We start from the raw sequence: 25,757 nt of genomic DNA, 5'->3' as shown, positions 1-25,757 counted from the left end.
TGACTGTTGATCAGATACCTGAGAAATGAATCGAAGTAATGTGATGGCCTGACGGTCGCAACAAGGAGAGATTTATGAGCCGCTTTATTCAATTGCATGTATTGACCGCCTATCCCCCTGCGAACCTGAACCGGGATGACTTGGGGCGGCCAAAAACAGCGAAGATGGGAGGTTGTGATCGCCTGCGAATCTCTTCCCAGAGCCTTAAGCGTCACTGGCGAACGTCGGAGTTGTTCCAGCAGGTATTGGCAACGGAGCAGGGGGATAGCCTAATTGGCACCAGAACCAAGCGTCAGGGGGTACTGGCCTATGAGACTTTATTGGATCAGGGTGTCTCTGAGAAAAAGGCCAAATTGTGGGCACAGAAAGTTGCCGAGCAATTCGGTAAGTTAAAAAAGCCGGAAAAAGATAACCCTCTGGCCGATTTGGAAATCGAGCAGTTAGTTCACCTCAGTAGTGCCGAGCAAAACGGGATCAATACACTACTGAAAACCTTGGCAGAAGAGGGGCGGGAGCCGGAGAAGATAGAATTGGATTTATTGCGCAAGGAAAACATGGCGGTGGATATCGCCTTGTTTGGCCGTATGCTCGCTTCCAAGCCCACCTATAACGTTGAAGCGGCCTGCCAGGTGGCCCATGCACTCTCGGCTCACTCTGTAGTGATTGAAGATGATTATTTTACTGCGGTAGACGACCTGAATGATCGCAGCGAGGATGCCGGTGCTGCTCACTTGGGGGAGGCGGGTTTTGCTGCGGGATTATTTTATTCCTATATCTGCATTAACAAAGAGCTGCTAATTGAAAACCTTGGCGGGGATAAACCCCTGGCCGATCGAGCCGTAGCTGCGCTAACTGAGACAATCCTTAAAGTTTCTCCCAGCGGTAAACAAAACAGCTATGCCAGCCGTGCCTATGCCTCTTATGTCGTGGCCGAAGCCGGTGACCAGCAACCGCGCTCTCTCTCTGCGGCCTACCTGAAGCCGGTTGATCGCTATAGCGAGGATTACGCCCATGACGCTATTGATGCACTGCAAAAGCAATTGCAGAGTTTCGATAAGGTGTACGGGGATTGTGCCGATAGTCGCTTCGTTCTCAATGCCGTAACTGGCGAAGGTAATATCGAGGAACTTTTGGCCTTTGTCAGCGAATAGGTGGCGTTATGGAATACCTAGTATTTCGTCTTTACGGTGCCATGGCTTCCTGGGGGGAAGTGGCTGTGGGGGAATCCCGCCACAGCGCACACTACCCGGGTAAATCCGCTATTGCGGGACTATTTGGTGCGGCACTAGGGATACCCCGGGAGCGAGAGGACTTACACCAGAACCTGGCCCGGCAATATCGCCAGGCGGTAAAGGTGCTGAATGTCGGTACTTTGCTAAAGGATTTCCACACGGTGCAGGTCCCAGATTCCGCTGGCAAGCGCCGCTACCATACGCGCCGGGATGAGCTGGTTGTAGGGAAAGCGCGTCTGGGAACCCTGTTATCCCGCAGGGAGTATCTGGTGGATGCGCAGGCGATAGTGGCCCTGAGATCCTGTGAAGAGGCTAACTGGACTCTGGCGGAGCTGTGTGCAGCCCTGGCCCGGCCAAAGTATCACCTCTACCTGGGGCGCAAGGCATTTCCCCTTTCAGCCCCCACTGCCGCACGGGTGATCGGTGCGGACAATTTCCGCAGTGCCCTGGATCATTACGACCCCCCGGAACTGCTAGATTACCAACCGGAGTGGGCCCGGCAGGAGCGTTGGTTGCCTATTGAAGAGAGTTGTCGTTACTACTGGGAGGGCAGCTTGGATGATTTCTCTGCGGAAGATGGAGAGTTTTCAGCCGGATCTGTACAGCGGCTCAGCCGTCTCGATCAGCCCTTATCCCGCAAGCGCTGGCAGTTCCAGCCGCGTATCGAAAACTTCTGGCAGTTATAAGGGACCGGCTATGTATTTATCCAGAGTTCAACTATCTCCCTCGCTAGCGGTGCAGAAGCAGCTGGCGCGATTGCTCAGCGAGAACAGCTACGGTATCCATCAAATCTTGTGGGATCTTTTTGAGGGTGATGAGCGCTTTTTATTTCGTGAGGAATCCTCGCGGGAGCAGTTGCTTAGCAAACGCAATCTACCGGTGTATTACCTGCTGTCAAAAGTCCGGCCTGCGCAGGATAATCCGATATTTTTGGTAGAGACTAAAATCTTCGACCCCCGCTTAAACCCCGGCGATCGGCTGGCATTCCGCTTGCGGGCGAACCCTACTGTGGCTCGTAAAACCGAAGGGCAAAAGCGTGGCAAGCGGCACGATGTTCTGATGGATGCCCAATACCATTGGTTGCGGGAGCAGTGCGAATTGCATGGCTTACCTGTTGAAGGAGGCAAAGGGCAGCTCAAACAGAGCTTGGTGCAGGCAAAGCCGGAGCAGTTTGACCAGGGGCAGATTGAAACCCGGTTACAGGATGTCAGCCAAACTGCCGCTCGCAGCTGGTTAATTCACCGGGGGGCACGCCTCGGATTTGATATTTACCCACCAAAGCTACACTGCAATGGCTATCGCTGGAATTTGTTACATAAAAAGCAGCGCGGTGCAGGTTTCAGCTCAGTGGATTACCGGGGAGAGCTTTTGGTTACTGAACCCGAATTATTTATAAGAAATATTTTTGCGGGTATGGGACCGGCCAAAGCATTTGGTTGTGGATTGATGTTAATCCGCCGAATCTGATTGGGATAAATAGAGTTGTTATACAGCTGGAAGTGTTTGAGAGCGAGGGCTGGGATTCAAAAGCATCGGCAACGATACTAAGACTTTAGCGGATAGCAAATAGGCATATTTAGAGAGTTCCCCGCATCAGCGGAGATAAATCGACCGGTGAGATGATGGTCAAACCAGCGTCATACTGTTCCCCGTATATACGGGGCTAAACCGGAGGGTATCCTGTTATACACTCCTTTCCGAATAGGTTCTCCGCATAAGCGGAGTTGCACCGGTAATTGCGCAATAAGGCGATCTTAACTGAGGCTGTTCCCCGCCCAGGCGGGGTTAAACCGTGGAAAATCGTCAAAGCTGCACGGTAATGATTCGGGCTATTCCCCGCTGCTGCGGGGGTAAACCGAGTGTGGGGTTGGGTTGTGCCGACACCTGAGTTTGTTCCCCCGCTGGGCGGGGCTGGACCGTAGCCGATAGCGCACGGACATTAGTTCTGAAAATGTTTCCCCGAAGGCTCGGGGATGTAATGAGGGTGTGCTATGATCGCGCTCCTTTTGCGCGACTGTTCCCTGTTTGTACAGGGGTAAACCGGATAAGGCATGGCCTTTGTGCTCTGCGCAAGGTGTTCCCTGAATACTCGGGGATAAACCGACGATGGAGAAGTTGTCGGAGTGCATCCTAGTTGTTCCCCGCTCTCGCGGGGCTGCACAACGACTTTTCCCTTCTTCTTTTTCCTGTAGCGACCGCAATCGAAAGCCCCGCGGTGTATTACCGGGGGCTTCTGAATTTTGGCTGAAATTATTGGAGGATTACGCCGGTATTACTCTCGCCGCCGATCTGGAAGTTAAAAGCGCGGCCATTAGAACCTGTCTGGGTAATTTCCTTGGTGTGATTGTTACCAATTTGCAGGCTAAAGGCTGAGTTGGAGTCACCGCTCTGGGTGATGGTGATGTTATTACTATCGCCAAATTGTCGGGAGCTTATTGAAAGAGACTCACCAGCCTGTTCGAACGTTGCCCGGTTATCGAAACCCAACTGACGGGTGAATATATCTACCTCTGTTCCTGCCTGCTCGATATTGGCAACATTCTGCAACCCGGTTTGTTCATTGGTCGCGCTGATCAGGAAGCCGCCTTGATTAATAACAACCACATTATCAATCAGGAACTGTTCGCTGTTCATGGAGTTGAATTCGGCACCCAGCTGGGAACCCGTAATCTGGTTGGTGGTACCGGTCTGGCGTATATCGATACTGCTACTCAGTGCGGATTGTTCTAAAGCCGCGTTGTTGCCCCCACCATTTTGGCGCAACTCAAGGGTATTAAAGGCACCGGTTTGGGTAATCGAGGTGATATTGGCATCGCCGAGCCTTTGGATAATCAGAAGGTCATTGAACAGACTGTCTACTTGGGTCGCAAACGCGAAGTGGCGATTGTTTGTTTGCCGTAAGGTCATACTGCTGCTGACACTGGCAAATTGTGCGAGCCCGCCATAGATATCGCTGCCATCCTGCAGTATGTCCAAGGTGCCATCGATTGTGGAAACCAGGCTGGCGGTGGCGAAGTCGTCCCGATCAAACTGAAAGATTAAAACGGAACTGCCTATATTGCCTGCGGTTTCCTCTACCACGGCACTTTGCCTTTCGCCGTCCTGGAATACAAAAATGCTGCCGTTAGCACTGGCTTCCTGGCGACCAATAAAAAAGTGACTGTCTCCATCCTGGATATTGGTAATGGTATTACCGCTGCCAAAGCGCTGTTCGATAGTGGAAGCATTGGAGGTACCGAGTTGCAGAATAGATACCTGGCTATCGAGAGAGAGTTCTTGGGTGATCTCGGAAGTATTTTGCGATCCGATTTGTGTATTGGTTGCGCTTAGAGAAGCACCACCGGATTGAGATATCGTGGTCTCGTTTTGACTGCCGATCTGGGAACTCTGAATACTACTGTTAATAACACCGCCACTTTGAGTGGCGGTAGCGGTATTAGTATCACCTATTTGGCGTTTGATAATAGTATTGCCGAAACCCGCTTCAGTTTGATCGGAATTTGCTGAGTTACCTGAACCGATTTGTTCCAAGTCAGTAGAGTTGGTGCCCAGCGCATTGCCGCTAAAGGCAACCAGTGCGAGTGTCGCAATACTGGCGCATAATTTCATGAGTAACTCCTTTACTACAAAACTTCTAAGGAGCCCATTCGGGGCTGCTAATGAACATCGCCCACTCGTACTTCACAAGTAGACATCAAAAACTACGAGCCGAATACATCAGTATGGGATCTTAGCTACTGCTAGCCGTCTATCTAAGCGCCAAATTAACCCTATGGGATAAACGGATGCCAGGTAGCTTTTACTTTCAGTAGCTATTTCCCGCCGAATAGAAAAATTATTGCTGGCATCGAAGGGGTAGGATATGAGAAATAAGTATTGAAAATGTAGGAAGAAAGTCCCAGGGATGTGACTGGGAAATGGCGGGGATAACCGCCTTTCATTCTCTCGGGAATTATCGTGGGGACTTTCGACACTCGCGGTCCACGCGTTTTAATAAAGTGGGGATACGGTGGTTTCCATGCATCTTTTTCACCAAATTTTTGGCTTCCGGCAAAGGGAGACCGAGGCTGCTGATATACAGCGGTTTTACACTTTTTCCCCGCAGCAGCTCCGCCTCAACAGGGGTGTCCTTAAACGGTTTCTTGGCGACACCGATGATGGGAACTTCCTGCTGGAGAGCGGAGTAGAGATGGGCACCCAGACCCGGTTTTTGTTCCCCTCCGAGAAATACATAACCATCGATAACAATCAGTTCTGCTTCTATCTTGTGCTCCTCGATTAGGGTGAGGATACAGGGGAGTTCTCTCTTGTAGAAAGCACCGGGCTCATAGGCCAGGGTACTCTCTATTTTACTGAGATAGAGTTGCTCGGGCTCAGGAGCTGACCAATTCTCAAAGCCGACCCCGGCTACCATTGCTCCGGGGTCCCGGTAATCTACATCTACCGCCAAAATCATATTGGGAGCCTTTTTACCATTGAGTCTCAGGATACTTCCAGTTTTGCCTGCTTTAACAGCTGCTTATGAGTTGCTTTGTAGTGCTTGCCCAGTGTTTTGGATTTATCAAGGATTTCATTGAACAATACATTGGCCTTTTCCACCTGGGATTGATCTTTCAAGAATAAGGCAAAGTAAAAAGTCGCTTCTGGTCCGCTGTAGTATTGGTACAGTGTTTCATACTCGTGGTAGGCCTCTTTTACTTGCTTCAATGCCGCTAGTGTACGAGCGTAAAGTAAGTGAGCATCCTGATTTTTAAAATCGGGGTTCTTTTCGATTAATTGGTCCAGTGTTTCCTTGGCCAGTTCAAACAGATTGAGAGCAAACTGACAGTGAGCCAACCCAAACATCAGCTCAGGGTCATCCTGATGAACCCCCTGGAGGCACTTTTCATAGAGAGTTTTTGCCTCGTGATAAAGGCCGCGTTTCACGCATTCATCGGCCATGCGCATAGAGTTTTCCACATTATTGGAACGGGACAATTCTTGCGCAGCCTGATGGATATCCCGATTGGGATTTAGAGTTTTCCGTACCGTCCTGCGCGCATTTTTGGCACTGCGTGATTGGTTTACTTCCGGCAGAATTTCCAGGACCAGGTAAGCAATAACTCCGGCCATGGGCAGCATCACCAGAACCCAAATCCAAGTGGTGTTACGCCCGGTTTTGAGCACGTGAATTACAAAAGCCGCCTGAATAAGGATGGATAGAATAAGAAACGGCATAGGGATTACTCTTCTTATTTTCGCTACTAACTTTTCGTGGGCAAGGTTAACCGAGTTCACTTAGAACACAAGAGCTGTGGATCACTGAGTTGTGCACCGGGGTACCACTCTGTATTGAGCGCACTGTTGTCGCAACTTACTACTGGGCCATGGGAATAAGCCGTCTAAGATTTCTGGGGATAAAAATGACCAGTGCCTTAGACACTTGGAGCTATGGCACATAGGGAGGTGAGCCCATGGCTCAATTGTCGCGACGGGAATTTTGTTTTGCCTCTGGCGCATTGGGGGCGGCTTTACTAACAGGGGTGTCGACTTCCAAAGCTGCCCAGGCACAGAAGGGTCGCCGTCAGGCTTTACCGATTCCCCCGGAGTTGCGTGCAGATGGGCAAGGCCGGATTAAATTGGCAGCGCGCCCGGGCAAGCAGTCTTTCCTGCCGGGGGTGACTACGCGTACTTATGGGTTCAATGGTCCGTTTTTAGGTCCAGTGATACGGGTGCGTAAGGGCGAGAAAGTAACCGTCAGCGTGGTCAATCATCTGCCGCAAAATGTAACTGCGCATTGGCATGGACTGATCGTACCCGGCAATGCCGATGGTGGCCCCTATATGCCATTGAAGCCTGGCGAAACCTGGACCGTAGATTGGAACATAATCCAGCCCGCCGCCACTCTGTGGTTTCATCCCCACCTCTACCCGACAACCGCCGAGTTGGTACTCAAAGGCTTGGCGGGATTGATTATTATCGATGATGAAGAAGGCGATGCACTGCCGATACCTTCGCGGTGGGGTGTGGATGACATTCCGTTAGTGATTCAGGATCGCCGCTTTACCGATGATGGTCAGTTCTTCCATCGCTTTAACGAAGTGACGGTTGCGGCGGGCTATTGTGGGGATCGACTTCTGGTTAATGGCGTTATTAATCCGGTGGTCAGGCCACCTAAAGGCTGGGTGCGCTTTCGTATTTTGGATGGCTCCAACGGGCGCAACTATCGGCTTGCCACCAGTGACAAGCGACCACTCTACGTAATAGCCAGCGACGGCGGTTTTCTCTCGGAACCAGTGAAAGTGGATGTACTGCCTATTGCTGCGGGAGAGCGCTACGAAGTAATGATCGATACCCGCGATGGCAAGCCTTTCGACTTCCAAACACTGCCAGTGCCCCAGCCAATAATGCGCCTGCCGCCATTTGATCAGGCTCACAGTTTTCTCAGTGTGGTGCCTGGAACATCTGAGGGGAAAGGACAGTTGCCGGAGAGCCTGGTATCCCTGCCGACAATTCCCCAAAACCTGCCACCAATCAGTCAGAAGCTGGTGATGCAAATGAACCGACAGAAGCAGGCGCAAGCAGTGATTGGTGCAACGGGGCTGCCGCAGATGGTTGCCGGAGGTACGACCAACCCCGATGTGGTGGCCAAGGTATTGAAGCTAATTACTGAGGGGCCGGCATTGCCGTTAAAAGAGCAATTAACTGCGAATGCGATTAATGGGGTTTCCTTTGCATTTACCGAGCCCGGGTTTAAGGTTGCGAGGAATAAGGACCTGCGCTGGGAGATCTCTGAAGGACAGGACAGAATGCTACACCCGGTACATATCCACGGCTGCCAGTTTCGAGTCACGAAATACAATAATGCAGAACCGCCACTCTATATGCGCGGCTGGAAAGATACGATGCCCATATCCGATGGCGGCAAAGCGGAAATATTTGTTCGTTTCCCGCTGCCGGCGATGCCGGATATGCCCTATATGGTGCACTGCCATGTTTTGGAACATGAGGACTCGGGAATGATGACAGAGTTTAGTGTCTCCTGACTTTATTCGCTGCTATTCTGTCAGCGTCGCTTCTGTTTCCTGTCTTCCTTATGCTGTAACTTGGTCGCTTTCCTAATCAGGTTTTGGAAGTTGGGGCACTCCAGCTGATTGACCTCGGGACAGTTGGCCACATGGCGTAGCCCATCGCGCATAGCTTCGAGTCGGCGGATATTCTTTTCCAGATCGTCGGCCCTGGCGAGGAGCTGCTCCCTGTCGATAGCGGGGTTGCCATTAGAGGAAAACATCTCGCCAATTTCATCCAGGGAAAAACCGGCGTAGCGGCCAAGGGAGATAAGGGACAACTGTTCTATCACTGTGGCTTTAAAAATTCGGGTAATTCCCCGACGACCACATGACTTTATCAGGCCTTTTTCCTCATAATACCGAAGTGTGGAAGAGGGGAGTCCCGACAGTTTGGAGACTTCGCGTATATCCAGTTCTTCCCTGTTATTCATCGCTCATTGACCTCAAGCTCACTTGAAGTTGTATGCTAGTTTCACGCGTCATTACTGGCAAGTCAAAGTTCAGCTTATGCACACCGCGAAAAGTTATTCCGAAGACCCAATTTCCCAAGAGGCTGCTCAGGTTTCCAAAAGAGGAGTCTTGGTCACCTTGTGTTTGGCGACCTTGCTCGCAGCCTTGGGAGTCAGCGCAATTAATATGGCGTTGCCTGTATTAATCGAAAGCTTAGGGGCTTCCTTCAGTAATACTCAGTGGATTACCGTGGCCTACATGATGTGTATGACTGCGACCCTGCCTATTGCCGGAAGCCTCAGTGACAAGCTGGGTCGCAGAAAATTGTTCCTAAGCGGTGGATTGATATTCACCTTATCGACATTACTTTGCGCGCTGTCTTTTAATGTTTGGACTCTGGTTTTTTTCCGCGCAATACAAGGGGTCGGTGCGGCGATGTTCGTGGCTGTGTCTATGGCTATTGCCAGCGACGTTTTCGATAAAAGTGAAACGGGAAAGATAATTGGATTACTGGGCAGCCTGTCTGCGGTTGGGACTGGTATGGGTCCTATTGTGGGCGGCTTGATTGTCGAAAACCTGAATTGGCAGGCTATCTTTTGGTTGGTAGTGCCGGTGGGATTGGGGGTGTTTTTCCTCGCATATCGAACTCTACCGGAAAACATAGTCGGCGAAGTTGTTGATGGCAGAAGTCGACTCAAACGCTACCTGGCCGCAGCATTCCTGTTCTTTAACATTGTTTTTTATACCCTGGCGATTAAGCCATTGGGAGAGGGATATTCCGTAGTTAATGGAATTGCTATCGCTCTATCGGTGATATTTGGTGTGGGGTTGTTTTATGTCAGGCAGAAAGTACAACCCCTGCGTGAAGGATTTACGGAATCTTCTGGAAAGCAGACATTCTTGGCGAATGTGGCCGGAAACTTTTTGGTGGCTTCATCGGTAATGAGTAGCCTGATTGTAGGGCCTTTTTATTTGACCCTGGCACTGGATCTGGACCTTTTTATCGCAGGGCTGGTGATGACAACCGGATCATTTATGGTGGCTGCTTGTTCAAATCTTGCCGGTCGAGCCGTGGATCGATTCAATAGTCGAGGTATCGTATTACTGGGTCTGTTAATTTTGCTTTGTGGAGCCTTGGGAATGGGGCTGCTCAGGGTGGAGCAGGGCTTGGTAGGCTATCTGGTTTTTTCCGTCACTATGGCAATGGGTTACGGAACCTACCTGTCGACAGTTAATACCATGACCATGAATAGCGCCCGGGCCGAAGTTCGTGGGCGTATTTCCGGGTTTCTCAGCCTTTCACGAGGCTTGGGTTTATTGACTGGAGCTTCTGTGATGAGTGTGATTTTTGTAGGGCTTGTACCCAGCCAGCCCCTGCAAGACATGAGCCCATCGCAGATAGCGGATGGTCTCAATGCCGTTTATCGCCTGGCATCAATGTTCTTGTTAACCGCATTAACAATACAGGTGGTGTCTATTCTTGCCAGCAAGCTTGCTTCCAAAGCGCAAAATTAAAGATTGCCTCCAGAACTATAAAGTAAACCCATTAGCGAGTGCTTCGTTTTAGTGAGCACTCGCGGGTATTAATAACTGCTGGAGCCGTTAATACCCATCTCTATTCCCTGATTTATTCCTATTTTCCAGTCCAACGCTTTTACACTTCACCCACTACCTTAATAGCAAAAAAATACAGGCACAGATCTGGTTGACTTAAAGCTGGCTTCAAGTTGTATCTTGAATTTGTGGATTCGCAGTAATTTTCAACAAGATATCGAGAGAGCTTTAGGAGGACCAATCAGTGACGAATTCTTTGAGACAGTGTGTCGAAGCACTTAAAGCGAATTGGCAGGGACTTGATACTTCATCAATTGTGAGATGTCGAGAAGCCCTGGGAAAATTGGCGGCATCAAATTCTAATGAGGCATGGTTGGCTGATCTACACAGTCGCCAAGAACCCAGTGTAGAGTTATACCGGGATGAAGGTAAGGGTTTTATCTTGCTGGCTCATGTGGAGCCTCGTGGGCTCTATCGTCCACCACATAATCATGGCAATGGCTGGGTATTTTACGCGGTGCAACATGGTGAAGTGGAGATGTCTACCTATGGTTTGCTCAATCAAGACGACGGTGAACAACTGGTGAGCCGGGGCTGCTATCAAATGAAGCCCGGTGACTGTAGTGCGTTCTTACCAGGGGATATTCACGATACTCATTGCCTTTCCGAATATGTATTGATGTTTAGGTTGACCAGTTGTGACTTTAGCGAGGAGAAGCGTGAGGGACGTCTTAGGGTGTTTGCATCTTAAGCAAGAGTTTAACAATTGCCCGCTGGCCAGTTGCTAACGGGCAATTATCGATTGGACGGTTCCTAAGGAGCCTCTGAATAACTCCGTAATGCCTCTGCGAGTCTTGAAGGCTGCAGATGTTAGGCGCAGCTCGCCGCGAATGGCTCTAGTCCTTTGTAAGAGCTGCAACGCAGCAGCTGTGGCCTTCAAGGCCCGCCCTTCGGGGCTTGCAGAGCGATTCACACTCCGCGTTGCGACTTCTTGAAAGGTCTAGACATTCTTGCAAAGCCGCGCCTTGATTGTGAACCGCTCTGCAAGCCAGAGGTAACACGGAGTTATTCAGAGGCTCCCTAAGCCCAGTACAATCAAAACTCTCGATTAAAAATCTTAATCTCTATTATTGGGATATCATCCCGATATTACCATTGCCCACTTGACTGGCTGAGATATTTCCATTGACTTCACTCTGTGAAATATCAATAAAATTATCCAGCCCATTTTGTTGAGATAAGGCGAAACTCGAAGTACCCTCCTGAAATGCAACAGCCTCATTAAACATACCTTCCTGTGTGGTGGTGATGCTCATGAGTTCACCTTCTTGTCGAGAGGAAGAGATATTGTCTGATCCGATCTGACTTGTTTGGGCGTAGCTGTTTTCATTGAATATTTGCCAGAGAATGGCATTGTTACCATCACCTAATTGGGTGAGCTCACTAATAAGGGACTCGCCAAAGTTCTGCAAGCTGGTCGCCTCATTTCCTATTCCGTTTTGTGTCACGGTAGAGGTATAGAAGGTACCGCGTAGTTGAATTAGGGCACCATCATTCAAGGTTCCTGTTTGGAGAAGTGAGCCTGAGTGGAAGTCACCACTTGTGGCGCGAACAAACCCCATATTACTTTGTCCAGATTGGAACAAGTAGCCTGTATTGCCAATGGAGTCACTTTGGAAGAGTCTACCGTTATTCAATAGCCCCTCCTGATAGATTTCCCCATTAGTCGTAGTGGTAAGTATCTGGGTACTGAGTGCGGTCTGATTATCACCCAATTGCACAATTTGCACCGTGGTTGAAGTGCTTTCTTCTTGGCTGGCGATGGCGCTGTTACTGTCTCCAGTTTGCATTTGAAGTATGTAGCCCAAGGATGAATTCACAGATTGCATCGCTTCGGCAGAGTTGGAGCTACCCGTTTGCCTTTGTTCTATTAAGTTATTTTCAATGGTTGAGTCGGCTTGCTCGGCTGTTGCCAGATTGCTATCGCCGTATTGCTCTACAGTGGCAGTACTTGTGTCCGCGTGGCTAAGAGTACCTAACAACAGAATTGTGGATGAAAAAAGGATAGTGTAAGGCTTCACAAAGATCTCCCTTTGTTGAACTAATTTGAGTTCTTTCCTGCTTGGGGCACGGGGTGCTAGCCAAAGGATAAGTGACTGTCAGTTACGGCTTATTACTGCTGATATTGCCGATCTAAAGTGTCGCCATGGAGTGAGGGAAATACTATGGGCCAGAAGTACTTTTATTTTGAGAGAAAAGTCACTGACGAAAGATATAGGAATTGTGAAAAACTGCATTTATCAGTGGTAGTTCCTGGTTAGATTGGGAACTTTTTCTCACTTAGACGATGTAAAGCGCCATGAACTTATCTATTGGTGTCTGTTGGCTAGGTAATTATCCTTACATTTTGATCCTGTATTGTTATTGGTAAAATTTTTCTCTTTTATGGTTTTATGTAGATTTAAAAACCTATAATTTCCGCTTTTTACGTGCCTTTGATCTTGAATTTAGACATTTGCTCACTGGCGCACGTGACCTGTGTCGATATGGTCACGAAATATTCTGTTTAAATCTGGAACCATTCTGTTTGCTATTTATCGAAACTGCTGAGTACGTATGGGGCTATCTGAACAGCGTACAGAAATAAAGTAAGTGTTTGTGATAATTATTAAAGGTGTAGGGGCAGTTGCACCCAGTTGAGTAAATAAAGACGGGGAAGGGAAGTGGGCTCCTTTCAATTTAGAGCATCCTGGCAGTGTATAAATATTTATGCCAAGAATGTCTGCTCTATTTATTAATGCCTTCCGTTATACGTTATTCACACAAGCTCTCGATCTCTATTTTTGCAAATAATACCTGGCAGTTTGGTATTTGCCTCATCGCGTAAAACTTTAAATAGAACCCTAAAAACGACAATTGGAGATTCTATGAGCCATATTTTTATTCGCACAGCCATAGCATCGGCGCTGATGCTGGGCACTCAAGGTTTGAGTGCGGCACAACCCGCCGACGACTACGTTGCGGGGCAGAGTTATTCCGGTGGCAGCCAGGTTTGCTACGGGGGAAACTTATATAAAGCTCAATGGTGGGCAACAGCTTCTCAAATCCCCTCGGATGCCCTGACAGCAGAAAACCGCTGGGACTCCCCCTGGATTTTGGAGGAGTCAGGTGCGTGCGATACCAGTGGTGGCGATGACTCCAATTCTGGTGATGGTGATAACACCGATTCTGATGATGATACTGATACCGGAAATAACGGAGATACGGATTCTGGTAACAATGATGATACAGATTCCGGCAGCGGTGGTGGCACTGGTGGTTCCGATGATTCCGATACTTATATTTCCGGTCAAAACTATCGCAAAGGCGAAGAAGTTTGTTACGACGGCGACTTATTTGTTGCCCAGTGGTGGGCTAATGGTGACGACCACCCCACCGATGCATTAACGGCTGAAAATACCTGGGGTTCCCCTTGGCTTCTTAAGGAAGCGGATGGTTGCTCCAGTGATGGCGGCTCCGATGATGACACCGGCACCGGTGGCAATGATGGCGGCAGTGATAACGACAATAACGACAACAGTGACGATGGCAACGATAATTCTGACAGCACTCCCATTACGATCAGTGCCTCAGTGTCGCAGACACAAATTACCGGTGGTGGCACTGTAACACTTGATGCCAGTGCCTCCGGTGGCGACGGCAACTTATCTTACAGCTGGGCCCAATTATCCCCGGCCTCTCCTGAAGCAGATATTGCTTCTGCGACCAGCGCATCCACCACTGTTACCCTACCATCAAGCACTTTTGATGTGAGCTATGTCTTTAGCCTAATCGTCAGTGATGGTGACACTACTGAAGAAGCACAGATAACCGTGCAAAACCTCGCGGTGGACGATACCGATGAAGACGACGATGATGATAATACCGATGGTTCTGAAAGCTCAGTAACCGCAAATATCTCGGCCTCAAGTATCAATGTAGGCTGTAGTGGAACGGTTAATCTGGATGGCTCAGGCAGTACCGGCGGCAGCGATATCTCTTACATTTGGAGCCAAACCAGTGGCCCTGTTGTAAAGATGACCAACTATACCGGCAGCGCTACCTCAGTGACCCTGTCTGAGGTATATAGCGATGTAACCTACACCTTCCAGCTGACGGCCTCTGACTCCACTCAAGCCAGTGATGTGGACGAGGTCTCCATTAGCCAGGATGGCTGTGCCGCAGCCGATGGCTATGTGATGGGCATCAGCGAACTGGAAGCTGCGGAAGAGTCGATTACCAGCAGTGATTCCCTGCTTCAGGAAGTAAAGGATACTGTCGAAACCCGGGACAACGCTGTGGTTGAGGCGGTACAACCTGGCCGCAGTGCAAACCCCGAAAATGTCCTCCGCGTTGAGAGTATCCTGTCTGAAGAAGACTGGGATTACCTTTTCGCCCTCAGAGCGGAAGAGTACACCTACACCAATTTCCTCCGAGCCGTAGCCAAGTTCCCAGCTTTCTGTGGTGACTATACCGATGGCCGCGATGCCGAAGCGATCTGTCGCAAGTCGATGGCTGTCATGTTTGCACACTACGCCCAGGAAACCGGTGCCCACGCAACCGGTTGGGAAGTGCCGGAATGGCGCCAGGGCCTTTACTGGTTGCGGGAAATTGGCTGGACTGAAGATACTTCCGGTGGCTACGGCGCCTGTGATGCCAGCAGCAGCTGGGCAGCTGAAGCATGGCCCTGTGCGATCAATAGTGATGGTGGCTACAAGAGTTACTTCGGCCGCGGCGCCAAGCAGTTGAGCTGGAACTATAACTACGGTCCCTTCTCCCAGGCGATGTACGGTGATATTTACACCCTGCTGGAAGCACCGGAGTTGGTAGCGGATACCTGGTTGAACCTGGCAAGCTCCATCTTCTTCTTCGTCTATCCACAGCCACCCAAGCCAAGCATATTGCATGTAATCGATGGCACCTGGGAACCGAACAGTGTGGATCTGGCTAATAACCTGACTGCTGGATTCGGTGTTACCACCAATATTATTAATGGAGCGATCGAATGTAGTTCTGGTACTGAAGACTACCGCTCACAGTATCGGATCGAGTACTACCAGAGCACAGCGGAATACTTCGGTGTAGAAATTCCGGCAGATGAAGAACTCGGTTGTGCCAATATGGGGCAGTTCCAGACTGGTGGTGCAGCATCCCTGGATATTTACTGGGATAAAGATTGGGGATGGTCTGCGGATACCCCAAATAATGAGAGCTACGCATGTCAGTTGGTGAATTATCAGACTGCCTACTCTGCACTGAATGAGGGCGATTATGCCAAGTGTGTTGAGGGCAACTTTGATATGACCATCGATTACCAAGACTAAAAACCAGGGGGCCGAATAGCCCCCACCCAAACCCTTTCAGTGACCTGGTTCTCCCCCGCAGCCAGGTCACTTTTTTATTAGTACCAGGGTTAATACTGCCCCTGTTTGAAGTCTCTCAGTGTTAAAACTATTGCATAACACTGACAAAGTTTGAGCTGCCTATTTGAACAGTAAAGGATGACTGGTCTACTCCGGTTTGTGATATTTCCTTATAGTGCCCATCGCCGATTTGTAACAATGTTAGTGTGTTACCTAAACCACTCTGAGCAATTACGGCTTCATTGGTTGTGCCAAATTGTGCTGTTGTCGCATCGAGGAGAGCGCCGTCCTGCTGGAGAGTGACTGAATTGCTAGAGCCGAACTGGGTAACTGTCAGATTTACATCAGCCCCCACCTGATCTGTAGCTGTTGAGTTTTGGTCTCCGGCTTGAATAATAAGTGCGCTGCTAAGATCGGTATTCTGATCTGCTTCGACACTATTTGCCGAACCCGCTTGGGTTACAATTAAAGTACCATTCTCTGAAATATTCTGGTTGGTTGTGGCTGTATTCAGTGTGCCGACCTGAGCGATAAAAACAGTATTAAAATTGCTGATATCTTGTGTCGCCTCTGCTGAGTTTTCTGCGCCAGCCTGAACTATCTGGGCGTTATCTGCTGCGGCATCTATTTGATTGATTTGGGCATCATTATTTTCTCCAATCTGGCTAATGAAGGTAAAAGAATCAGTGACACTCAGTTGGTCAACCCTGGCCGTATTTTGAAGACCTATTTGTAGTAGGGATGCGTTGGGGTTACCACTAGCAAGCTGGAGTATATTCCCAGTATTTAAACTTCCGAATTGCTGTAAAGTACCAGATCCAGAATTTAGGTTTTCCTGGTAGATCACAGCAGAGTTCTGTGTACCTACCTGTGTAGCCAGTGAAAAAATTGCGTCAGCTACCACCTGCTGTGAATTGGCAGTGTTCGATGTGCCAAACTGGTTAACGGCGAGTATGCTGTCGGTAACAGTCCCTTGACCGGCATTAACGCTGTTACTGGCCCCTAGCTGTCGAGAATTTATCTCGCTGCTGGTCGTATTCTCCTGGGCCGTTTCACTATCATTGGCATCCCCAATTTGGAGTTGAATAATAGTACTAAGGAATGTACCGTCAATTTGTAAGGCGTCTGCACTATTATTGAAACCGATTTGGGTTTGAATAATTGTGCTGTTGTTAACATCTGTTTGAGCATTATTGGCTGTGGCAGTATTGCCAATTCCAATCTGATCCTGGATTACAAAATTATTGTCAGCAACTGCAGTACAGCTAATAGCTAATGCAAGGTGAGTTAGCGCTAAACTTGAGATTTTCATAAATACTCCTTAACTGCAAAATCTCTAATGAAGGCACTTCTGGAAGTTATTTGAAGTAGCTCCTTACATAAAAACATAAGGGTACTTGAAAAGGCTTGGTGTAGCCTTTATCCATTGGGAGGAAACTATTGGATAAAGGTCGCACTATTCCCGTCACCTAGTTGGGTAACACTAATTGTGTCATTAAAGCCGGTTTGAGTAACAGAAAGAAAATTACTGCTGCCATCCTGTGATAGGGTGGCGTTATTTTGCATACCACTCTGGGCTAGCTCAACAGTATTTAAATCGCCTGCCTGTAGGACTGACGCAGTTTCCATATCGCCATCTTGAGTGGAAATAATATCGTTCTCGTCACCATCTTGAATGATATCTAGGGAGCCACTAAAGGCTGTTTGGCTGGCTGAAACCATATTCATATTTCCAATTTGTTCAACAGAGGATGTATCCGATGAACCACTTTGTGTGACAGTAGCATCGTTTTGTGTACCGTCCTGGGAAATAATATTGGAGCTATTGTCAGTCGACGCCTGTAAGGCTGTAGCCATATTGGATGAGCCTGACTGATAAATTTCAATGTTGTCACTGGCTCCTGATTGTGTTGCCAAAGCCATATTATTGTCATCACTTTGGCTAATATAAATGTTACTTTCAAAAGCACTACTTTGTGTGGCAACCGCTGATTGATTATCCCCATATTGGTAGATGGATAATGTATTGTCTGCAGTATCAAAACTAGTAGCACTGGCAAAATTGGAGTCTCCGGACTGTACTACGATAGCACTATCGGAACTTGAGGTGTTTCTGTTAATTGAGGCATTGTTGAAATCACCAACCTGACTTATCAAGTCCGAATTGGTAAAGGAGTTAAGGTGAGATATCCCAGCAGCATTTTGTTGCCCGAATTGAATTGTGGTAGCGCTGTTACCAGAGCTTGCTGTGTTTTGCAATGTAGTTGAAATATTTAAGTCACCGGATTGGGTAATGACTACAACATTGCTGGAACTCGTGTCCTGAGTACTAGTAGCCAGGTTTTGATCGCCATACTGGCTGATTGAAATAGAATCAGAATCTGAGGAGGTTTGTTCAGAGCTGGCAAAGTTAGTGTCACCATTCTGGAGGATTTCACTGTTACCGTTTGAAGCGGTTTCCTGACTGGTTAAAACGATATTGTTATCCCCGACCTGGAGTGCTGATGCCGTAGTGCTGGTTGTGGCATCTTGTGTCGAGGTGACACTATTATTATCCCCCTGCTGTGTTTGATAAATGGCGCCGCTGACATTGCCATTAGTTTGACTGGCATCAGCGTCGTTGTTATCACCAATTTGTGTTTGCACAATAAGGTTATCAAATACGGTCGGATCACTTTGATCTGCTGTCGCGTTATTATCTGTACCCATCTGGTTCTGGATGACAGTATTTTCCGCATAGGAAATCCCGCTGATCATAAGGGATAAGGCCGTGGCTATAAGCGAATAGGTCTTCATTGGATAACTCCTTTACCAATTTGGACTTTGGGTGGTAAGCATATACTCTGCCTTTAACATCCATATAAAGGCATAGTACTTTCCGTGTTTCTACGAAAAAATATGTGCGGTCAATAATGATTGGAAATCTTAAGTGGAGGCTAATACATAAAAAATATCACTCTACTACACGATGATATGGTTTAAAGCCATAGGTTGGGTTGTTAGCCACTTGATTTATAGCGTCAGCTCAATCAAAGGCTACTTTAATTTTTGTCGATGAATTGGTATGTGGCTATGAGAATTTAGTTTGGCAAAGTTAGGAATAAAGTCGAGTTTGCGCCCTGATGATCACGTCAGCTCACCGGTCAGCACAGCTATCGAGACAACCTTGAAAAGGCTAAATTATTGCTGCTAGTTCGTGCTATTGTCACCACCTATTTGTAGTATGTCGGCACTGCTACTAACCCCAGTTTGGATCATGTGTATAAATTTATTGTTAACAACTGGAGAGAATTTGACAGTATTTTGTCTTCTACTCTGGGTTGGACTGAGCCCATTAAGGTTACCTATTTGGTGAGCGTAGAGATGAGTCTCTTCTCCACTCTGAGTGACGTTTACACTATTAATATATCCCTCCTTGAGTAGTTGCAGTTCGCTACTTGTGCCGCCTAAATTCACTGTTCCAATATTACTACTGCCGAGTTAATTAATAATGACCTCATTATTAGCTGTAGAGAAAAAACTAATATCGATAGTGTGCCTGGCCCCAGCTTGTATAATCTCTACTTTGTCATTATCATTATCACTGTGAGTTAGAAAAACTGGTTGTCCGCACCAACTTACTTGATATAGTCTATTGTAGAGTTTGTCGCGCTAATAAATACATAATTTTGATTGATATCACCGCTTTGGACAGAAATTGTATTATTATTAGAGCCACTGTTTAAATCTATTATTGTTGGTTTGTTATTAAATTCTATCTGATGAACTTGCATTTCTCCATTGATAATATTATCTTGTGAACTGGTGTCTGAATTTTCTGTCCTTTTTTAATAGACAGAAATAGAAGCATTTTCAGAGTCGGTTTGAACACTTTAGGCGTTATTTTGATGGCCTAACTGGATATAGTTAAGATCGCTGTTCGTAATGGAGTCTTGTAGTGAACTTCCCTGGTTGCTATCGTCAATCTGGTAGTGAATACTAGTAATATCGCTTTGGTCAGTAGTGGCACTGTTAGCGATACCCTGCTGATACAGTGATGTACTATTTGCTTCAGTCAAAGAATTTGTGGCAACAAATAAAGATAGAGCGACGTAAATACCAGCCTTGGTGTACATGATAACTCCTTTTTATGACCGAACATTAAGTAACAGTTTCCCGGAGTTAGTACTTCTATCATGAGTAAATTTTATATAAACAACCTAAGTTTTTCATAATTAAGCTGCATACATTAGCTGGCGAATAAAATCGTACTTTCCAAAGTTGGATCAGAGTATGGTGTTTAGGGTTAAATGCTAGTAATCATCAGAAAGTAATTGCGCCAGCTTAATTTTCTGTATTTAATCATTGCTATCGATATAGCTGCACTAGTTTCTTCAAAAGAATGACGTAGTTTTTTATACATTCGGACGTCAATTATTTTGGGCAATTTTTCTTATGGTGGAAGCTATTATTGCATCCAAACTTAGGGGACTCAGTATCTCTGTGCTGAGATGTATTCTTTATTCTGAACTGATAGGAGTTGGATGTGAAAATTAAGCAGTCTGTAGATAAGGTGGCACTATTAGCGATAATGGCTTTATCGGCGTCTTCATATTCATCAATTGCCTTGGCTGAAGTGGCTTGTGGCGATGTGATTACAACTGCAGAAGTGCTCACTGAGGACTTATCTTGTGATCTAACAACCGATGAACCTGATGCACTTACTATTGTCGGCCCAAGTGGCAGCTTAAATATGGGCGACTATTCCCTGACCTGTACTACAGGAGGAGACCTAGGTGGTGCAGGAATTCGAATGGAAGGTAATGGCGCCACCCTCACTGGAGGCGTTATTGATGGCTGTTTTGATGGAATTTTCTTAGAGGGAGAGGGGTATCACAAAGTACTTGGTACCGAAGTTGTTAATAGCGTTAATGATGGAATAGATATAGATAGTATTTACAATACTATAAATGACTGTGTTATTACTGATAGTGGTAGAGTCGGAGTCGATATGGATGATGACTACAATACTTTTTCTGGCTGTACCGTAACAGGTAGTGTTGCCGATGGAATCCAGGTGGATGATAGTTTTTCACGAGTTTTTAACAACACTTCAAGCAGAAATGGAGGGGCTGGTATTCTAATAGAAGGATCGTCAAATAATGTGATATCACAGAACACAACTACTGATAATGGCAACGGTGATAGCCAAGATGGTGGTATAGTTCTTATTTTTACTAATTCCAACTTCAATATTATTTCTGCGAACTCTTCTTTTGATAATGATCCTTTTGATCTGAGGGATACAGTTGACCCTGATTGCAGTGGTACTAATATTTGGGTAAACAATGAATATCTCACTAAAGATCCAGATTGTTTGGATTAACAAGTTTTTATTAGACAATTTCTTTTCCATGGCCTGTTAAATTTGGTGGTAACGTTTTGTGGAATTTTATAGCCCGATTTAATTAATTTTTTATAAAATTTATCAATCAGTAATCTATTAGGGGCTCGTATGTGAAATATATGAGCTTCCTTTATATAGCATAATATAAATATATTTATATCTATTATAGTGGAATGTGGTAGGGGTTTAATTAAAATAAAAATATCTCCAAGGTGAGTATCTTGTAAAGGGTTCTCAGGCGTGTATTTTTCACATTAAATGTTATTGTATGAATTCAATAATATTTGCATCTAAATGTTGATATGTTTCCATGTATAAGATTTTGATGTGGAAGATTAGTTGAGTATTTTAAATATTAGGCATTAATAGGGTGTTGAGTTGGACAGCAGGTATGCGGTTAGTAAGCATGATCTAAATGTTAAATATATATTCCTAAGTTCACCACTTAAAATACGATGGATGTCTGATGGCGTATATGTAGCCAGGTATTTGAAATTTTCAAGAGGGGACTTTTTTTGGAGAGTACTATGTGAGTGCAGCGATGCTGTAGTGTTTCGGTAATTTGGGGGGGCGCAAACAAACCGAAGAGTGTGAGTAAGTGTGGGTGTAATTTTAAATTGCCTCTTTTTGTGGTATTACCACGATATTCAATGTGCTGATGGTTGGTTCTATAAGAAATAGTAGTTTTGGGGATGCACTGAGACGATAGATATGATAACAAAACAGAATAATATATATTCAATAATTGTATCAGTTCAGTGAATCCCCAATTTATGATCACTAAATATTTTTCTATGAAATTAAAGTGAGCTTGAAGCCAGGCATATTATTGCATTATGTTTCCGCTATTGTTGTCTCCAAACTGTGTCACGGTAGTTGAGGTAGATGGGTTCGCCTGCATGGCCTGTAGGAAATTATTATTTCCACTTTGTGAGAGTGTGGCCCAGCTACTCATACCTGTCTGGTTAAGATCAATTTCGTTGAGTGTACCATTTTGATCTGTATCGGCAGAAATCAAGTCACCATCCTGAAAAATAGTGAGCACATTCTGTGTACCTGTTTGCGTACTTAGAAGGCTATTTGATGATCCAGTTTGGCTAGCCAAGGCCATATTTTGCTCGCCATTTTGAGAAAGGGTTAATAGTGCTGAATCACTCATAATTTGGAAAGCAATTGCATCGTTGGCAATGCCTATCTGATTGACCTCTACTGTACCATTGCTACTAAAGGCGTGGCCTGATCCCCCGATAATATTTTGATCACCTATTTGAGTGATAGAGCCGATTACATTATTACTTGAACTTATCGATACACCGCCTAAATTATCATTTCCTATTTGCTGGATAAATGTCTGGCTCATCGTGCTATCAATTTGGCTGGAACTTCCTTGGTTTGCATTACCATCCTGATTGGAAAAGGTACTTCCGAAACTGCTACTCGAGTTACTGGCTCCACCAAGGTTGTCTACGCCACTCTGAATAACGGTGCTTGTCATAAAGTCTGAGCTGTTAAACTGGGAAATTCCACCGTTGTTAAGTGATCCAGTTTGTAAAACTACGGAGGTGGTGTTGTCTGTATTAAGGCTTGCAGATGCAGAACTAATATTTTGAGATCCATCCTGGCTAATAAATATGGAGTTGTTATTTGAATTGTTGAAATGAGAAGCCGAAGATTGATTGTCAGTACCAATCTGAATAATATTTGTGCTGTTTGAGCTGGAGTTAAAATTTACAGTCGAAGTGAAATTGATTTCACCGGTTTGGGAGACAAAGTTGGTGTTATTAGAGTCACCAAGCATACTGGATGTAACTTCGTTAGTATTACCCATCTGCAAGGTTGTCAGCGTTGTGCCTGTACTATCCTCCTGGCTCGCGCTGGCTAAGTTTCCATCTCCAATCTGGGTCTGAATAATCACGCCATCACTGCTATTAATGATCTGTTCCGCCTCGGCTGTATTATCATCCCCATTCTGGGTTTGTACAATTAAATTATTGGTAACGGTGGGATCGCTTTGGTCTCCCATGGCCATGTTGTTATTGCCGGTTTGGTTTACAATATATGTATTACTAGCCTGTACTGTAGCGCTGATGCTAATTGCTAAAATACATGGGATTGCTGGAATATGAAAAGGCATTCTCATTGATAAAACCTCGACTTCTTTACTGTAGTCATTTTCCTAAAACAAAATTTTAAACAGGCTTGTTACATATTTAAATTGAGTAGGTACAAGCTTAAATGAATATCATTAATGTCCATTTCTATCTGGAGCTGATAGCAGGTTGGCGCTATAGAGATCAATATTTGCTTGGGGAAACTTCAGAACTGGCAAAAGAAATTTTCCGAAACTGACTAATCGGCATTAATACTTAGCTATGCCTGTTATTGATCAAAGCCGAACACGCTTAAGATATCACCAAATATGGACTACAAATTGTGCGATTACTAAATGCATGCTTACTGTCTAATTCTCCTTTAAACCTCCTGAAATCTATTAATGCCGGGTAGAGCTATTTAATCTTCTACCCTACCTATATATGATTACTGCCTTTGGTTTCCCTGAGTATGTTGAAAGTTTGGTAAAAGTATTGATGAAGCATGAGTCTTTTCAATGAGAGATAAGTGTGTAACTGTTAGTAATAAAGTTTACTTCCAGTGAGTTAGGCCAACTGATATTTTTTGCACTATAATTTTTCTCTTCTAGAATGGATCAAAATTTATCTGGTTGTGAATAATTTTAAATCTAGATAGAGGTTGCAGTCCTAGCTTATGAAAGCTTTAGGCTAACCCTGTTGCCTTGATTTATCCAGGAAGATTATCCGGGGATAAACTTACACCCTTTTTTAACAGAAAAAATGACACCAAACAGAAGCATTTGGTATCATCGACTACATATAAAGAAATTCACGTCTTAAGTGGAGTAAATGATATGAGCATTTCTCCTAATGCATGTCCTTTATGAATGGTCATGTATTCCGCTACTTTGTGTACTTTGAGCTAATAGTGGGTGAGTTACTGCATGATATTACCACTATTGTTTTCGCCAAACTGCGTCACAGTGGATGAGGCAGATGGATTTGCCTGCATAGCCTGTAGAAAATTATTGTTACCATTTTGTGTAAGTGTGGCAACACTACTCATGCCGGTCTGATCAAGGTCAATTTCATTAAGTGTGCCACTCTGATTGGTATCGGCAGAAATTGAATCACCATCCTGAATAATAGAAAGTACGTTCTGTATTCCTGTTTGCACGCCAAGAAGGATGTTAGATATCCCTGTTTGCCCCGCCAGGGCCATATTTTGTTCACCATTTTGAAAAAGAGTTAATACTCCCAAGTCGCTCATAATTTGGAAGGCAATTGCTTCATTCGCAATACCTATTTGAGTGACCTCTACAGTACCATTACTACTAGAGGAATGGCCTGCGCCACCAACTATATTTTGGTCGCCTATTTGTGTGAAGGAGGCGCTAACATTATCGCTGGAGTTTATCGATATGCTACCTAAATTGTCAGTACCGGTTTGCTGGATAAATGTATGGCTCTGTGTGCTATCAATTTGGCTTGAACTTCCTAAATTTAAACTTCCCACTTGATTAGAAAAGGTACTGCCGAAGCTACTATTTAAATTACTGGCTCCCCCTAGATTATCATCGCCACTTTGAATGACCGTGCTCGTCATAAATTGAGAGCCACTAACTTGCCCAACTCCCCCATTGTTCAGCGATCCATCCTGTAAGATGACAATACTGTTGTTCTCCGCATCGAAACTTGCGCCTGGAGAACTCGTATTTTGAGATCCGCTTTGGTTTACCAATATGGAATTGTTACTTGAATTGAAGGCATGAGCAGTAAAAGTTTCATTGTCTGTTCCTATCTGTATAACATTGGTAATATTAGACATGGAATTAAAATTATTGGTAGAGGTGAAATTCAATTCACCACTTTGAAAAATGAAATTGGTGCTCGCGGTGTCATTTAACATAGAGGAATCAACTTCGTTATTGTTACCTATCTGTATGACTGAGTAGGTTGTGTTGGTGCTATTTTCCTGGCTCGCTATGGCTAAGTTTCCATCTCCAATCTGGGTCTGACTGATCACTAAATTATTGCTATTTATGATTTGTTCCGCCTCAGCAGTATTGTTATCACCATTTTGGGTTTGCATAATTAGGTTGTTGGTAACGGTGGGGTCACTTTGATCCCCCATGGCGGTGTTATTGTTACCATTTTGATTGACTATGTAGGTGTTGCTCGCTTGTGCTAGCTGTATCACAGCAAGGGTGGATAATCCGGCAATTGTGGCTTTGAATTTCATTGTTGAATTCCTTTTCAAGTCAGGTTCTGGTTGAGATTTGGTTTAGTAAGTGACTTAGGTGTGAGTATCATCGTTGAGGCTGCTTACTTTACAGATTTCAGTACGTTTTCATTGGCAATGAAAGTTTGAAGTGCCAGAGTGCAGCCATTACAGTTGAGTCCGGTTACTAACAATTGTAGTGATGTAATCATTTCCCATGCTTAATTGAAGCTCTCCCTATGTAGAATTTCTGATTTGAACGGAAATTAATAAGCCCTATGAAGCTGCCTTCGTTGAGGGCCTATTATAGTATTGTCAATGTCACTGCTATCGAATATGGGAGTAAAGCACTGAAATTCTGGGAAGAAAATATTGAAAATGCAGATGTTAA

The 25,757-nt window shown here is 45.7% G+C and carries 18 protein-coding genes; 8 read left to right on the top strand and 10 right to left on the bottom strand.

Going from position 1 to position 25,757, the window contains the following annotated elements; translation table 11 throughout:
* Window positions 1-74 precede the first annotated feature (74 nt).
* The 3 genes from cas7e to cas6e are packed head-to-tail and all read left to right on the top strand — an operon-like array spanning window position 75 to window position 2,699.
* Window positions 75-1,151 carry a type I-E CRISPR-associated protein Cas7/Cse4/CasC gene (gene cas7e, locus ACJJI8_RS01990; protein WP_444934096.1) on the top strand — a complete coding sequence of 359 codons (1,077 nt, stop codon included), beginning with the start codon at window positions 75-77 and terminating at the stop codon, window positions 1,149-1,151.
* A gap of 8 nt (window positions 1,152-1,159) precedes the next feature.
* Complete coding sequence (gene cas5e, locus ACJJI8_RS01985) at window positions 1,160-1,918, top strand: type I-E CRISPR-associated protein Cas5/CasD (protein WP_444934095.1); 759 nt, start codon at window positions 1,160-1,162, stop codon at window positions 1,916-1,918.
* Window positions 1,919-1,928: 10 nt separating this feature from the next.
* Window positions 1,929-2,699, top strand: a complete 771-nt coding sequence (gene cas6e, locus ACJJI8_RS01980; protein WP_444934094.1) for a type I-E CRISPR-associated protein Cas6/Cse3/CasE — start codon at window positions 1,929-1,931, stop codon at window positions 2,697-2,699.
* Window positions 2,700-3,482: 783 nt separating this feature from the next.
* Here the strand turns inward: cas6e and ACJJI8_RS01975 are convergent.
* From ACJJI8_RS01975 to ACJJI8_RS01965, 3 genes are all read right to left on the bottom strand, one after another.
* Window positions 3,483-4,841 carry a hypothetical protein gene (locus tag ACJJI8_RS01975; RefSeq protein ID WP_444934093.1) on the bottom strand — a complete coding sequence of 453 codons (1,359 nt, stop codon included), beginning with the start codon at window positions 4,839-4,841 and terminating at the stop codon, window positions 3,483-3,485.
* A gap of 343 nt (window positions 4,842-5,184) precedes the next feature.
* Window positions 5,185-5,688, bottom strand: a complete 504-nt coding sequence (locus ACJJI8_RS01970) for an endonuclease V (protein ID WP_444915611.1) — start codon at window positions 5,686-5,688, stop codon at window positions 5,185-5,187.
* Window positions 5,689-5,714: 26 nt separating this feature from the next.
* A complete protein-coding gene (locus ACJJI8_RS01965; protein ID WP_444934092.1) occupies window positions 5,715-6,449 on the bottom strand; it encodes a tetratricopeptide repeat protein in 735 nt (244 codons plus the stop codon).
* Between the two features lie 236 nt (window positions 6,450-6,685).
* Here ACJJI8_RS01965 and cueO point away from each other — a divergent pair, with 236 nt between their 5' ends.
* Window positions 6,686-8,257 carry a multicopper oxidase CueO gene (gene cueO / locus ACJJI8_RS01960; RefSeq protein WP_444934091.1) on the top strand — a complete coding sequence of 524 codons (1,572 nt, stop codon included), beginning with the start codon at window positions 6,686-6,688 and terminating at the stop codon, window positions 8,255-8,257.
* Between the two features lie 20 nt (window positions 8,258-8,277).
* Here the strand turns inward: cueO and ACJJI8_RS01955 are convergent, their stop codons facing one another.
* Window positions 8,278-8,712 carry a helix-turn-helix domain-containing protein gene (locus ACJJI8_RS01955; protein WP_282931385.1) on the bottom strand — a complete coding sequence of 145 codons (435 nt, stop codon included), beginning with the start codon at window positions 8,710-8,712 and terminating at the stop codon, window positions 8,278-8,280.
* A 22-nt stretch (window positions 8,713-8,734) separates the two neighbouring features.
* Here ACJJI8_RS01955 and ACJJI8_RS01950 point away from each other — a divergent pair, with 22 nt between their 5' ends.
* Both ACJJI8_RS01950 and ACJJI8_RS01945 read left to right on the top strand, forming a co-directional pair.
* Window positions 8,735-10,246, top strand: coding sequence for an MFS transporter (locus ACJJI8_RS01950; RefSeq protein WP_444934090.1), 1,512 nt, complete (start codon window positions 8,735-8,737; stop codon window positions 10,244-10,246).
* Window positions 10,247-10,529: 283 nt separating this feature from the next.
* Window positions 10,530-11,036, top strand: a complete 507-nt coding sequence (locus ACJJI8_RS01945) for a hypothetical protein (RefSeq protein ID WP_444934089.1) — start codon at window positions 10,530-10,532, stop codon at window positions 11,034-11,036.
* A gap of 376 nt (window positions 11,037-11,412) precedes the next feature.
* On the opposite strand, the gene ACJJI8_RS01940 is transcribed toward ACJJI8_RS01945, so the two are convergent.
* Entirely contained in the window at window positions 11,413-12,366 is a 954-nt protein-coding gene (locus ACJJI8_RS01940) for a hypothetical protein (protein ID WP_444934088.1), read from the bottom strand.
* An 846-nt stretch (window positions 12,367-13,212) separates the two neighbouring features.
* Here ACJJI8_RS01940 and ACJJI8_RS01935 point away from each other — a divergent pair.
* The gene (locus tag ACJJI8_RS01935; RefSeq protein WP_444934087.1) at window positions 13,213-15,648 is read left to right on the top strand and encodes a glycoside hydrolase family 19 protein; all 2,436 of its coding nucleotides are present in this window, start codon (window positions 13,213-13,215) and stop codon (window positions 15,646-15,648) included.
* A gap of 127 nt (window positions 15,649-15,775) precedes the next feature.
* Here the strand turns inward: ACJJI8_RS01935 and ACJJI8_RS01930 are convergent, their stop codons facing one another.
* From ACJJI8_RS01930 to ACJJI8_RS01920, 3 genes are all read right to left on the bottom strand, one after another.
* Entirely contained in the window at window positions 15,776-16,999 is a 1,224-nt protein-coding gene (locus ACJJI8_RS01930; RefSeq protein ID WP_444907362.1) for a hypothetical protein, read from the bottom strand.
* Window positions 17,000-17,124: 125 nt separating this feature from the next.
* Window positions 17,125-18,483 carry a hypothetical protein gene (locus tag ACJJI8_RS01925; RefSeq protein ID WP_444934086.1) on the bottom strand — a complete coding sequence of 453 codons (1,359 nt, stop codon included), beginning with the start codon at window positions 18,481-18,483 and terminating at the stop codon, window positions 17,125-17,127.
* A 1,076-nt stretch (window positions 18,484-19,559) separates the two neighbouring features.
* Entirely contained in the window at window positions 19,560-19,802 is a 243-nt protein-coding gene (locus ACJJI8_RS01920) for a hypothetical protein (protein WP_444934085.1), read from the bottom strand.
* A 410-nt stretch (window positions 19,803-20,212) separates the two neighbouring features.
* Between ACJJI8_RS01920 and ACJJI8_RS01915 the strand changes: the two genes are divergently transcribed.
* Window positions 20,213-21,052: a right-handed parallel beta-helix repeat-containing protein gene (locus ACJJI8_RS01915; RefSeq protein WP_444934084.1), complete on the top strand. Its 840-nt coding sequence runs from the start codon at window positions 20,213-20,215 to the stop codon at window positions 21,050-21,052.
* Between the two features lie 847 nt (window positions 21,053-21,899).
* Here the strand turns inward: ACJJI8_RS01915 and ACJJI8_RS01910 are convergent.
* The gene (locus tag ACJJI8_RS01910; RefSeq protein ID WP_444934083.1) at window positions 21,900-23,213 is read right to left on the bottom strand and encodes an autotransporter outer membrane beta-barrel domain-containing protein; all 1,314 of its coding nucleotides are present in this window, start codon (window positions 23,211-23,213) and stop codon (window positions 21,900-21,902) included.
* Window positions 23,214-24,082: 869 nt separating this feature from the next.
* Window positions 24,083-25,387, bottom strand: coding sequence for a hypothetical protein (locus tag ACJJI8_RS01905; protein ID WP_444934082.1), 1,305 nt, complete (start codon window positions 25,385-25,387; stop codon window positions 24,083-24,085).
* Window positions 25,388-25,757 lie beyond the last annotated feature (370 nt).

It is taken from the genome of Microbulbifer maximicatervae (SeqCode) (genome assembly GCF_052467695.1).
Note: the sequence above shows the minus strand (reverse complement) of the source record. Positions and strands in the feature narration are given on the sequence as shown.

Bases quoted from the DNA above. Each gene is read 5' to 3' on its own strand.
- cas7e (WP_444934096.1), top strand. From the start codon at position 75: ATGAGCCGCTTTATTCAATTGCATGTATTGACCGCCTATCCCCCTGCG.
- cas5e (WP_444934095.1), top strand. From the start codon at position 1,160: ATGGAATACCTAGTATTTCGTCTTTACGGTGCCATGGCTTCCTGGGGG.
- cas6e (WP_444934094.1), top strand. From the start codon at position 1,929: ATGTATTTATCCAGAGTTCAACTATCTCCCTCGCTAGCGGTGCAGAAG.
- ACJJI8_RS01975 (WP_444934093.1), bottom strand. From the start codon at position 4,841: ATGAAATTATGCGCCAGTATTGCGACACTCGCACTGGTTGCCTTTAGC.
- ACJJI8_RS01970 (WP_444915611.1), bottom strand. From the start codon at position 5,688: ATGATTTTGGCGGTAGATGTAGATTACCGGGACCCCGGAGCAATGGTA.
- ACJJI8_RS01965 (WP_444934092.1), bottom strand. From the start codon at position 6,449: ATGCCGTTTCTTATTCTATCCATCCTTATTCAGGCGGCTTTTGTAATT.
- cueO (WP_444934091.1), top strand. From the start codon at position 6,686: ATGGCTCAATTGTCGCGACGGGAATTTTGTTTTGCCTCTGGCGCATTG.
- ACJJI8_RS01955 (WP_282931385.1), bottom strand. From the start codon at position 8,712: ATGAATAACAGGGAAGAACTGGATATACGCGAAGTCTCCAAACTGTCG.
- ACJJI8_RS01935 (WP_444934087.1), top strand. From the start codon at position 13,213: ATGAGCCATATTTTTATTCGCACAGCCATAGCATCGGCGCTGATGCTG.
- ACJJI8_RS01930 (WP_444907362.1), bottom strand. From the start codon at position 16,999: ATGAAAATCTCAAGTTTAGCGCTAACTCACCTTGCATTAGCTATTAGC.
- ACJJI8_RS01925 (WP_444934086.1), bottom strand. From the start codon at position 18,483: ATGAAGACCTATTCGCTTATAGCCACGGCCTTATCCCTTATGATCAGC.
- ACJJI8_RS01920 (WP_444934085.1), bottom strand. From the start codon at position 19,802: ATGTACACCAAGGCTGGTATTTACGTCGCTCTATCTTTATTTGTTGCC.
- ACJJI8_RS01910 (WP_444934083.1), bottom strand. From the start codon at position 23,213: ATGAGAATGCCTTTTCATATTCCAGCAATCCCATGTATTTTAGCAATT.
- ACJJI8_RS01905 (WP_444934082.1), bottom strand. From the start codon at position 25,387: ATGAAATTCAAAGCCACAATTGCCGGATTATCCACCCTTGCTGTGATA.